The following is an 11,402-nucleotide window of genomic DNA, read 5'->3' on the forward strand; positions in this document are numbered from 1 at the left end:
TTAAGCTCGGTTATCATCATTTTGATTCAGCATTGGCAGATCTAGGCCCTGTTCTTTGGCACATTGTTTAGCAATGTCGTACCCAGCATCGGCATGGCGCATTACGCCAGTTGCAGGGTCATTGTGTAAAACGCGTGCAATACGTCGAGCAGCATCATCGCTACCATCACAGCAAATGACCATTCCACTGTGTTGTGAGAAGCCCATTCCTACACCGCCGCCGTGGTGCAGAGAGACCCAAGTAGCACCACCTGAGGTGTTGAGTAAGGCGTTCAATAATGGCCAATCGGACACTGCGTCTGAGCCGTCCATCATGCCTTCGGTTTCGCGGTTCGGGCTGGCTACTGAACCTGAATCAAGATGATCACGACCAATAACCACAGGTGCTTTTAGTTCGCCATTCTTAACCATTTCATTGAAAGCCTGACCCAAACGCTCACGATCTTTCAGGCCGACCCAGCAGATACGAGCAGGTAAACCTTGGAACTGGATACGCTCACGAGCCATATCGAGCCAGTTATGCAGATGTGGATTATCAGGAATCAGCTCTTTGACTTTTTGGTCTGTTTTATAGATATCTTCAGGATCGCCAGAGAGTGCAGCCCAACGGAAAGGTCCGATACCTTCACAGAAAAGTGGACGGATATACGCAGGAACAAAACCTGGGAAATCAAACGCGTTTTCTACTCCTTCTTCCAACGCCATTTGACGAATGTTATTACCGTAGTCGGTTGCTACCGAGCCGCGTTGTTGCATGGTTAGAATGGCTTCAACTTGCACTGCCATCGAGGCTTTGGCCGCTTTCACCACGCCCGTTGGATCGCTTTCACGTTGCTGTTTAGCGTGTTCCATGGTCCAGCCTTGTGGTAAGTAGCCGTTAAGAGGGTCGTGTGCTGAGGTTTGATCAGTGACAACATCTGGCGTGATGTTTTTCTCTACCAATTCTGCATAGATATCAGCGGCATTTCCTAGTAGACCCACTGAAATTGGTTTGTCACTGTTCTTAATGATGGACAATGCTTCATCTAGGCTATGCGCTTTGGTATCGACATAACGAGTATTGAGGCGATAATCGATACGAGATTCGTCACACTCTACGGCAATCATTGAAAAGCCAGCCATAGTCGCCGCGAGAGGTTGAGCGCCGCCCATACCGCCAAGACCACCTGTTAGAATCCACTTGCCATTGGCATCGCCATTAAAATGTTGCTTGGCAATCGCCACAAAGGTTTCATACGTGCCTTGAACGATGCCTTGAGAACCAATGTAAATCCACGAGCCTGCCGTCATTTGGCCGTACATCATTAGGCCCTGCTTATCCAGCTCGTTGAAGTGCTCCCAATTGGCCCAATGTGGGACAAGGTTGGAATTGGCAATTAATACGCGTGGGGCGTCTTTATGTGTCGGGAAAACACCGACGGGTTTGCCTGATTGGACTAAAAGTGTTTGGTCGTCTTCAAGACGTTTCAGGACTTCGACGATCTTGTCGTAACACTCCCAATTGCGCGCCGCTCGGCCGATACCGCCGTAAACCACTAATGATTGAGGATGCTCAGCAACTTCGTCATCAAGATTGTTCATCAGCATGCGCAGTGGTGCTTCTGTCAGCCATGATTTGGCATTTAGCTCAGTACCATGTGGTGCCTTGATTTTGCGAGTTGCATCTAGACGAGCATTATTACTATCAGTCATCTTGTTTTCCTTTTGAATGGTGGACGCCAAGTTGGTTCGTTATGCGGCGTCGCACTGTGTTTCACGTAATTGGTTGTTAATTGTTATCTATTGTCTATTTTTGCTGCTTGGACATTGCCGTCAGCACTTGCCAACAGAGCCTAGCGGCGAGTTTGGCGGTGCGATTGTCAATGTCATAAGTAGGGTTATATTCAGCGATATCCGCCATCAGCAACTTATTGTTGTGCTGTAATATCGCGTCAAAAAATGGATAGAAGTGTTCAATGGATAAACCAATCGCAGCGGGAGCACTGACTCCCGGAGCAAGCGCTGCATTGAACACATCTAGATCGATTGTGAGATAGAGGTAGTCGACGCTGGCAATAAACTGTTCAAGTTCCTCAAGCATTGGTGTGTGGGGGGTGAGCAGTAGCTCTGTGTCTTCGATATAGCGAACATTCAAGCGCTGCGCTTTATCAAATAAGGCTTGTGTATTGGAAGTTGAACTGATGCCGATACAAAGGTATTCGAAAGCGAGTTGCTCTGATTGGCAGTGGTCAGCAATTTGCGAGAATGGTGTTCCAGAGCTCGGCTTTAAGGGCACGGTTTCAGATTGATACTCTCGAAGATCGAAATGAGCGTCGAAATTGATGATACCGATTCTAGGAGTGGGTTCGCTTTGGCGTAGATAGTTTGATAGCCCTAAGAAAGATGACCAAGCGATTTCATGTCCACCGCCGAGCACAACGACAGGTCCATGAGAGAGGGCATTGGTAATGATTTTGGCCGTTGTACTTTGATTTTGTTCCAAAGATGTGTTTTGTGAGCCTGAATTGCCTAGGTCTAAAATCTTAGTTTCTGAGTGCCAAGCCAAATTGCTTAAGGCACCACGGATAGCATCAGGTGCCGTTTTAGCGCCAACTCTGCCTTTGTTTCTAGACACGCCCTCATCGGTTTCAAAACCTAGAAGTTGAGCACCACAAGTGTCTGACATTAGCTCATGAATCTGTGTAATGACGTGATGAACTCTGAGACGCTTCTCGCCATCTTCTAGGTCGTCACGGCCAGACCAAGTAAAACTGTGCTGAGTATTGATTGCTTTAGGCGACATGTTCGATACTCCCAGCAAAGATACGTTGTTTAAGTCCTTTCAATCCATACTGATAGCTAAGCTCGCTCGGATGGTCGATATCCCAAATGGCTAAATTGGCTTTAAATCCTTTGCGGATTTGTCCAATGGTGTCTTTCTGACCAATTGCTGCCGCAGCATGGCATGTCACACCACGAAGCGCTTCTTCTGGCGTTAGACGGAATAAGGTACAAGCCATATTCATCATTAACTGTAAGTCTGCAAATGGAGAGGTTCCGGGATTAATGTCGCTACCGATTGCCATTGGCACGTTAAACTCACGCAGCCATTCAATGGGTGGCAGCTGTGTTTCTCTTAAGAAGTAAAATGCCCCGGGCAAAAGTGTTGCTACGGTCCCTGAAGTGGCAAGAGCTTCTACGCCCGCTTGGTCCAGATACTCGATATGGTCGACCGACTGCGCTTTGTATTGAGCGGCAAGTACACTGCCGCCAAGATTACTGAGCTGCTCGGTGTGCCCTTTGACAGCAAGACCATGCGCTTTAGCTGCGGCAAAAACACGTTCAGTTTGCTCTAGAGTAAATCCTATGGATTCACAAAACACGTCTACAGAATCTGCCAAGTTGTGTTTTGCGACGTGAGGGATGATGTCGTTTACCACGTAGTTTATGTAGTCGTCCGCTCTATCCTGATATTCAGGGGGGACAGTATGTGCTGCGAGTAACGTCGTGGTAATACTGACGCGTCTATGGTTTTCTAACGACTTGGCGGCCACCAACATCTTCGCTTCATCTTCTAGCGTCAATCCGTAACCTGATTTCACTTCGATAGTTGTACAGCCACTTTTAATCAAACTGTCCAATCTTGGTAGGGCAAGTTCAATTAGCTCGTCCACAGAGGCGGCACGAGTCGATGCAACCGTACTGTTAATACCGCCACCACGCTGAGCGATAGCTTGGTACGATTCGCCGTTTAAACGTGCTTCGAATTCTTGTGCTCGACTCCCAGCAAAAACCAAGTGTGTATGGGGATCAATCAATCCGGGTGTCACAATACTGCCAGCGCAATCGAGTACTGGACAATCTGACCACTCTTTTGGCGTATTGCCGTAGAGTGTGGATAGGTCTTCACCTATAGCGACAATTAACCCACTACGAATAAGCAGGTAACAAGGCTCCGTAGGAGTGTATCCAGTTGAACCTTCTTCCATAGTAACAAGTCGGGCATTTTTAAGAATTAAGTGCATGTTCAATCCAGAGCTTTATTGTATATACAAATATTTAGTCGAATATATACAATTGATCAATAGTGCATCGTACAAAATGTGATCTAAGCGTCTAAGATTTGAGGTTTTAGTAGATGATTAAATTGAAGGATCAGGTTAGGTGATTTTAAACCTTAACGGCGGTAACTCTATGGCTTAACTGACTGATATACATGTTCTTAAACAGAAGTAGGCCACTATACGGTGACCTACTGAAGTGAGTACAATTTGCCAGATATAGGGAAGATTAGAAGTTAAACTTCACTCCAAGGTTGGCAGACTTGGTATTGTAGACGGCAATGTTGTGAATTTCGTAGCTAGCTTGAATCGCAAAGTGTTCCGTGATGTCGTAGCCAAGACCGAGTCCGTATACGGATGCAGTGTCGGAGACTGATGAACCGTTGACCGAAACGTTAGTTTCAACTTCAGAATTAATTTTGTGGAAACCTAGTTTTGCTAGCGCGTAAAAACGATCGCCCATATAAAGTTTTGGGATGACATTGATTCCGTATGAGGTCATCGACAAGGTGTAATAATCACTGAGGAAAGACTCTTTGGTTGAACCAAGGTTTTTATATTCTAGCTCTGTACCAAGTACAAAAAAGCTACCCAAAGGAAAATCATAGCCGCCTTTCACAGAGTAGCCATTTGTCACTTCGTTACTGCTTACAAACGCTGCGTCGTAACTCATTTTTGAATAAGAGGCACCAACGTAGAAGCCTTCGTTGGCTAAAGGTGCCGTAGAAAAAGCGGCGATGGCTAAAGAAAGTGCTAAGACTGTTTTTTTCATTCTGATTTCTCACTGGTTTGTGTGGTTATTATGCGAGAAATCCTAACATTGGAACCTAGGTATTGGGGTAAGCCAACGTAAGCTAACTCGTTGTATTATAGTTAGTTAGCTTACAAATTAGTGAGTTGTTTAGTTTGTTTAATTCGAGAGTATTACACGTGACTAAAGGGTGACTTTCGAGCTCAGCTGATAGCGGCTACCGGGATGGTAGAGCAGGGCTGTACTGATAAGGCGGTCGTCACTCCAAGTTCTTCTGTGGAGCAATAAACAAGGCTCCTTTGTCGTCATTTTGAGTCTCTGACCTATTTCATCATTACAAATAATGGCTTCGACGGTATGCTCAACTGCAGTCATTGGGCAGTTTAGCGTCAAGTACTCGTTTGGAGTGATTTTCGAGAAATCTTGTTTGTAATAGTCAGGTGCAAACTTTGCGTTTACCCAACGACATTCCAACTGAATAGGAAGGTCGTTTTCTTTGTGTAAGATCTCACTGTAGTAAACCGAGCTCCCCAGCATAACGCCTAGCTTGGTGGCGATATTCTGGTCGGCTTTGGTTGCCAGGTGTTTAATGACATCGCACGAATAAGTTTTACCGCGAGAAGCGACTTCTTTGGCGATGTTCCGTGTATCAAGTAGAGGACTCTCAGCCTTTTCACTCTGCTTTTTTACGAACGTACCAAGCCTTGGTCGTCGCTCTAATTTTCCTTCACCCACCAGATCCCTAATGGCTTTATTAACGGTCATTCGACTGACAGAAAACTGTTCGGTGAGCTCCATTTCGGTTGAGATACGCTGTCCAACAGGCCAGTGCCCTTGGTCTATCTTCTGTTCGATGTATTGTTTGATTTGAATATACAGGGGCTCAGCGGACATTAACGACTCGTCACTCGATAAATTGAATATACAAATGGTTGTCGAAATTGAATTAAAATGCAAGGAGTGAGATGAATTCCTATCAAATTTGTGGGCTGGGTGCGCAACTACGATAACAACTTAAACCTCGATCCTTGCCTCAACTTTGAAAAATACTCCTCTAAATCATAAGTCTGTCACTATAAATCCGTTAAAATGCACAGTTCTTAGTGTTGAATTTACCTGTCATTCAAGGAAGGGCAATGAAAGCGGTATTTGTTGGAGATGACTCTTTTTTCCCATCGAAGATCTTGTGCGTAGGCCGTAACTACGTCGAACACATCAATGAATTAGGGAATGAGATCCCTGAAGATATGGTGGTGTTCAACAAACCAAACTCTAGTATCGCATCAGAGCTTTATTCTTACCTTGATGAGCCTCTTCATTACGAGGCAGAAATTTGCTTCCTTATCCGCAACCGACAACTCTACGCAGTGGGCTTTGGATTAGATCTTACCAAACGAAGCTTACAGTCTAAGTTGAAACAGAAGGGTCTGCCTTGGGAAAGAGCTAAAGCGTTTGATAACTCGGCCAAATTTAGCCGTTTCATTCCATTATCAGATATGGATGTCTGTGAGCTTGAGGTGGAGTTGTTTATCAACAGTATGCGAATGCAACTAGGTGGCACCAAACAAATGTTGTATAAACCAGCTGTGATTTTGCAAGAACTGGCTTCTTACACTGAATTACAAGATGGAGATATTGTGATGACCGGGACGCCCCAAGGGGTTGGCGAGATTGTTTCTGGTGATCGTTTCTTAGGACGTGTGAAGTATCTAGGCAAACCCATTGTCGAGGTGGAATGGCTGGCGATTTAGGTTAGCAGACGGTACATTTTTATTGCACTATCAAGTTTCTTTAGCTGATATTTTGAGCCATCACTGCGAACGTGATGGCTTTTTATTTTATGTTAAGTCATCTTTGGCTTCGATAAGCGCGTGATGACTGACTGAACCTTTGGTTCGTGAGGTAAGGTGCGGAAGGTATTCCGGATCATTCATAAAGTCTTTGGCCGCCTGGTGCGAAGGCCACTCAATAATAATTCGCAGAGCAGGATCCTCTCGTTCACCTTCAAGACGCTCATGGTGATTAGTTCGAGCCAGATATTTACCCCCATATTTAGCGACAAGTTTATTTGCCGGACCAATGTAGTCAGATACCCAATCTTGACTTGTTGGTGTCACTTCTAAAACTGAATAATACGTAGACATATCGCCTTCCTTCTATTGATCATTAACTATTGAAATCACCAAACCTTATCTCGATGCAGGTCCGTTGCTATTGAACTAACTTTAGAGTGATAGCTGCTTGCAAACTATGCTTGTTTTCCTGAAATACTTTATAGATAACGTTTATAATCGTCCAATATTTGCATTATTATTTAGAAATTGAATGCTATTGGTGAAGTGTCATTGTTGTGTAAGTGCGTCGCTAGGTTTTAATTTACTCACTAAGTGAGTATGCCTACTGATGTTTTGAGATAAGGGAAATCATGAATGTTGAGCATCTAAAACTATTTGTTCGTCTTGCGGCAACGCACAATATTAGTCAAGCTGGCCAAGAGCTAGGCTTGTCGCCAGCCGTAGCAAGTTCCTATATCAGTAAGTTAGAGAGCGCTTTAGGTGTTAGGTTGGTTCATAGAACAACCCGAAAAGTATCGCTAACCGAAGAAGGAGTAGCTTTTCTCCCGCACGCGGAAGAGGTATTGGAAAGTATAGAAATAGCCAGAGCATCGGTAGGAGCGGGGAATAGGCTACCAAGTGGTGTTCTACGAGTTTCTGCTCCGGCGTCTTTTGGACGTATGCATTTGATTCCAGCCATGCAGGCTTTTATGGATGCACATCCGGGGTTAAAAATCGATTGCCGACTCTCGGACTCTATTATCGACTTAGTTGAAGGAGGATTTGATGTTGCAATAAGGAATGCGGCCCTCAAAGATTCAACATTAGTGGCACGTAAACTTACCAGCGATACTAGAATTGTATGTGCATCTCCTAGTTACCTCATTAAACATGGCAAGCCAACTCATCCTACTGACTTGCTTGAACATAATTTTGTCTGTTTAACTGGCTTTGAAAATTGGACATTCGAGACACCCGATGGTCCGGTATCTGTGAAGCCTAAAGGCGAGTTTAAAGCCGACAATGGTGAAGCAGTAAGAGACGCTTGTGTGCATGGATTAGGAATAACGGTAAGCTCTGCATGGTGTTGCTACGAGTATCTAGAGCGAGGGGAGTTGATTCCGATTCTAGAAGACTACCCTTTGATATCTGAAACCGCTATTTGGGCGGTCTACCCAAGTTCGCGCTTGCTAGCGCCAAAAGTTCGAGCGTTTATCGACTTTTTCTCGGACTATTTTGGAAGCCAGCCATATTGGGAACTTGAGAAGCGATGAAGTGGGCAGTCTAAAGTAGGCCGCCACACTAGCACGTGACCCCTACCAAGCAAACGTATGAATAATATTATCTTTTGCTAAAGGATTCGCCACGATGGCTCGATCTATATTTGCCAAAAACTGATCGCGTGAGTCAAGTAAGAAACCTTTTTGAGGTACAAGGTTATTACCGTGATCACCCCAATAGAAAGTATCGATATTGAGGTTTTCTAACAAATATTTTTCTTCTTCCAGTACTTGCAACTGAGTTGGCATAATAAACTCGCCACGTTGCACTTCTTGCTCCATGATGGTACCCGGTTGAATCGCGAGTGCCATGGGCGCAATTTGTTCTGGATTGGTGATATTCAATAACTCAGTCGTTGCTACGATATGTTCTTTCGAACGCTCACGACCACCTAATCCAAAAATGAAAGAGAGCAGCGTCTCAATTCCGGCTTCTTTCGCCCTTGCCATTCCTTCGATCGCGTGTTGTGCGGTCATACGTTTCTTGATTCGCTCCAGCACGACAGGATCTCCAGATTCCAAGCCGGAATAACACATATCCAGTCCTGCATCTTTGATCTCTTTAAGCTCTGAGACCGTCTTTCTTCTAAAGTCATTTAAGCCGCTGTACATCGAAATCTTAGAGGCTTCGGGAAACGTGTTGCGCAGTTTATCCAGTAACTTAACAAGGTACTCGGTGCGCGCTGCCATAACATTACCGTCGATTAAGAAAATAGAGTCCACATGAGGATAGATGAATCTAGCGTCGTCAACATCCTTAAAAACAGCGTCAAGATCTCGAACTTTGAAGCGTTTGTCGTCAAACATGCTACAAAAAGTGCAAGTATTAATACTGCAACCTAGAGTGGTCTGAATCAAGATGCTGCGCGCTTCGGGCCAAGGCCGATAAACTTTACCTTCATATTGCATATATGTTTCTCCAATGAACAGCACCAACAGTGCGTTCGATGCGTTGTTTATTGCAGAGCGGAGATTATCAGGTGTCTATTCTGTTGATAATTGATAGCTATAGATAATCAGTTTTTAGATTATGTATATAAATTGATGTTTCGGATGAACCAGAGTCGAAAGCTGTTAGTGATAAAAAAGCCCCTTGAAGCGTGGCTAAAAGGGGCTGTGTTCCTTTTTTACGGATTACGATAAATCGATGACTACCGTATCACCGTCTACAATGAGCGTTAGTTCACTACCGCAAACGCTGTGTGATACCTGCACCTGTTCCCCGTTGTTCTTATTAGGGACAAGCAACGTAAGAATGTCGTGTTGTTTTGATGCAGAAAATTCTACTTCTACATGACGGTGGATCTCGAGATCTTGGAACTCGTAAGGGTCCACATCGCCAAAGCCTTCGACGTTGGTCACTGACGTAATTTTCTCAGCGCTCTGATTGATAAAGCTCACATCTAGATGTGCTTTGTCACCGTGGATAGCAAATGACTTTTGAGCTGTCTCGGTATTAAACGTGGTATGCATTAGCCAAGTGAGATCTTTCTCTTCGCCAAAGCTCGCTTTGTCTTGGATGACAAAGAGCTTGCCTTTCACGAACCAAATCTTACGTTTGTAGGATTCGATATCTGGTGTAAAGAACTTGTAGGATTCGGTTGCATCGCCCTCTACAAATTTGACGTCAGAGTCTGTGTCATAGTCTGTGATTTGACCGCCTGCTTCGATACAGAAGCGGTCTTGGTGACCTTCAAATTTGGTGTTTTTGTTCTCTCCGTACTGCCCTTTGCCATTAAACAGGGGCAAGTTCTTAGAAAAAGTATGACGACGCCACTTCGTATGCATATCGACGCCAAAGCCACCATAGTAGCCGGTGATAGACGCTAATGTTTCACCAAAGGCATGCAGAGTAAACGCATTTTGGTCGCCGTGTGAATGGCTGATTGAACCAAATGGTGAACATTTAAAGACCATATGGATATGGTTATCACGCTCTGTCATCTTGTTGTGGAAAGCTGCCCAGCCTGTGATAGGGAACACTTTCAACAACGGATCGTTTGACGGCGCTTTTTCTTCAGGCGCATCCCAAAGAATATTAAAACGGAGATCGTCATAGCCAAAGTCCCACCAACCAAAGTTATAGAACTTGGTATGTGCTTCAGTATCACGGCCTTTCAGTTGGTTGTAATACCAAACGTATTCAGGCTTTTGATTTACTCCAGCATAATGCTTGATGTTATAGGCAAGTTTTAACCCAGGGAAGTCACCGATAGAAGATTGGTCGCAGAAGCTGGCTCGTTTCGAGTGAACCGGCATGCAATAAAGTGGGAAGTCTCCTGTGTTTTCGTAGAATGTTTTATTGAACATATCTACACCACAGTAGGCTTTTAACAGATCGAATGCTTCACCTAGGAAGGCTGTTTGAGTATTCCAATAATCTGGACCTTCTGCCCAGCCACCATCTTCACCACCCCATGGCGGATAATGGACGGCATAGTACTCCAACGCATACGCAATATATTCACCAGCTTTAGGATGGTCGTGATAGAGAGCAATACACGTCGGGATAATAGCGGAAGAAATAGAACGAACGCCGTGACTGTTCAATGGATTATTTAATAGGTCAACGGTGACCTTTAGGTGATGCATAATTTCGTCTAAACGAGTCACTAATGCCTCACGTACTATTGAACGTTCTTCTTCAGTAAAGTGACCATGTAGCCAGTCATAGCCCCAAGCCATTGCTGCGATGACGCGGAAGGCTGCTTCGTCGTTGTAGCCGCGAGATGTTACACCGTCTGGATCATAGGACGCGAGTTGGAGCGTCCAAGCTTTAGCTTTGCCAATAAGTTCTTTATCGTCTTTGACAATGCCTGCGATCGCAAGATTACGTGTCGCATTGAGCGCCATCTGGCAATCAACGTACATTTGACGCCAATAAGGTCGCCAAAGAGAGGCTTTGCCAACCGTTTCTTCTGGGTAAGGCTGAGGTTCTGGATAAGGTTCAGTATCGTAAAATTTGGCCGTCGAGTTATTCATGAAGTCATCGAACATGCAGTGAGATTCATCTTTTTTAACTCTTGATTTAAATTCGGCTAGTTCATTGGCTTGGATGAGTAGGCGAGGACGAGCCTCTGCAAGGTTATCTAGGAAGGACAGGTCAAAGTCTCGTTTCTGAACTTCAATAGGTAGTAGGTCAACCAAGTTACCAGCAGAAGTGTCGTTTTCCAGCTTCATGGCCTTGATTGCATCGAATGATTTGTCGTTACTCATACCAACTCTCTTGTATATACGAAGTATGTCTAAAGGAAATAGAAATAATATGCCATATTGT

General features: G+C 44.7%; 10 protein-coding genes. 2 read left to right on the plus strand and 8 right to left on the minus strand.

What is annotated here, in order from left to right:
* The 5 genes from hutU to hutC all read right to left on the minus strand — a co-directional run bounded on the left by hutU (position 1) and on the right by hutC (position 5,685).
* On the minus strand, positions 1-1,692 hold the full coding sequence (hutU, locus tag HOP38_RS19015; protein WP_198558711.1) for a urocanate hydratase: 1,692 nt from the start codon (positions 1,690-1,692) through the stop codon (positions 1-3).
* A gap of 94 nt (positions 1,693-1,786) precedes the next feature.
* Positions 1,787-2,782 carry a formimidoylglutamase gene (gene hutG, locus HOP38_RS19020; protein WP_198558712.1) on the minus strand — a complete coding sequence of 332 codons (996 nt, stop codon included), beginning with the start codon at positions 2,780-2,782 and terminating at the stop codon, positions 1,787-1,789.
* A complete protein-coding gene (gene hutI, locus HOP38_RS19025; RefSeq protein ID WP_198558713.1) occupies positions 2,772-4,004 on the minus strand; it encodes an imidazolonepropionase in 1,233 nt (410 codons plus the stop codon). The genes hutG and hutI overlap by 11 nt, the downstream gene beginning before the upstream one ends.
* A 265-nt stretch (positions 4,005-4,269) precedes the next feature.
* Positions 4,270-4,812 carry a porin family protein gene (locus HOP38_RS19030; RefSeq protein ID WP_198558714.1) on the minus strand — a complete coding sequence of 181 codons (543 nt, stop codon included), beginning with the start codon at positions 4,810-4,812 and terminating at the stop codon, positions 4,270-4,272.
* A gap of 162 nt (positions 4,813-4,974) precedes the next feature.
* Positions 4,975-5,685: a histidine utilization repressor gene (hutC, locus tag HOP38_RS19035; RefSeq protein ID WP_198558715.1), complete on the minus strand. Its 711-nt coding sequence runs from the start codon at positions 5,683-5,685 to the stop codon at positions 4,975-4,977.
* Between the two features lie 242 nt (positions 5,686-5,927).
* Here hutC and HOP38_RS19040 point away from each other — a divergent pair, with 242 nt between their 5' ends.
* Positions 5,928-6,542: a fumarylacetoacetate hydrolase family protein gene (locus tag HOP38_RS19040; RefSeq protein WP_006069131.1), complete on the plus strand. Its 615-nt coding sequence runs from the start codon at positions 5,928-5,930 to the stop codon at positions 6,540-6,542.
* 87 nt (positions 6,543-6,629) lie between these two features.
* Here HOP38_RS19040 and HOP38_RS19045 read toward each other — a convergent pair whose 3' ends face one another.
* Positions 6,630-6,935, minus strand: coding sequence for a DUF1330 domain-containing protein (locus tag HOP38_RS19045; RefSeq protein WP_006069130.1), 306 nt, complete (start codon positions 6,933-6,935; stop codon positions 6,630-6,632).
* A gap of 281 nt (positions 6,936-7,216) precedes the next feature.
* Between HOP38_RS19045 and HOP38_RS19050 the strand changes: the two genes are divergently transcribed.
* Complete coding sequence (locus HOP38_RS19050) at positions 7,217-8,119, plus strand: LysR family transcriptional regulator (RefSeq protein ID WP_031494167.1); 903 nt, start codon at positions 7,217-7,219, stop codon at positions 8,117-8,119.
* 42 nt (positions 8,120-8,161) lie between these two features.
* Here the strand turns inward: HOP38_RS19050 and HOP38_RS19055 are convergent, their stop codons facing one another.
* On the minus strand, positions 8,162-9,034 hold the full coding sequence (locus HOP38_RS19055; RefSeq protein ID WP_006069128.1) for a radical SAM protein: 873 nt from the start codon (positions 9,032-9,034) through the stop codon (positions 8,162-8,164).
* 225 nt (positions 9,035-9,259) lie between these two features.
* The gene (locus HOP38_RS19060; RefSeq protein WP_006069127.1) at positions 9,260-11,341 is read right to left on the minus strand and encodes a DUF4962 domain-containing protein; all 2,082 of its coding nucleotides are present in this window, start codon (positions 11,339-11,341) and stop codon (positions 9,260-9,262) included.
* Positions 11,342-11,402 lie beyond the last annotated feature (61 nt).

The organism is Vibrio mediterranei (genome assembly GCF_013364395.1).
Taxonomy (GTDB): domain Bacteria; phylum Pseudomonadota; class Gammaproteobacteria; order Enterobacterales; family Vibrionaceae; genus Vibrio; species Vibrio mediterranei.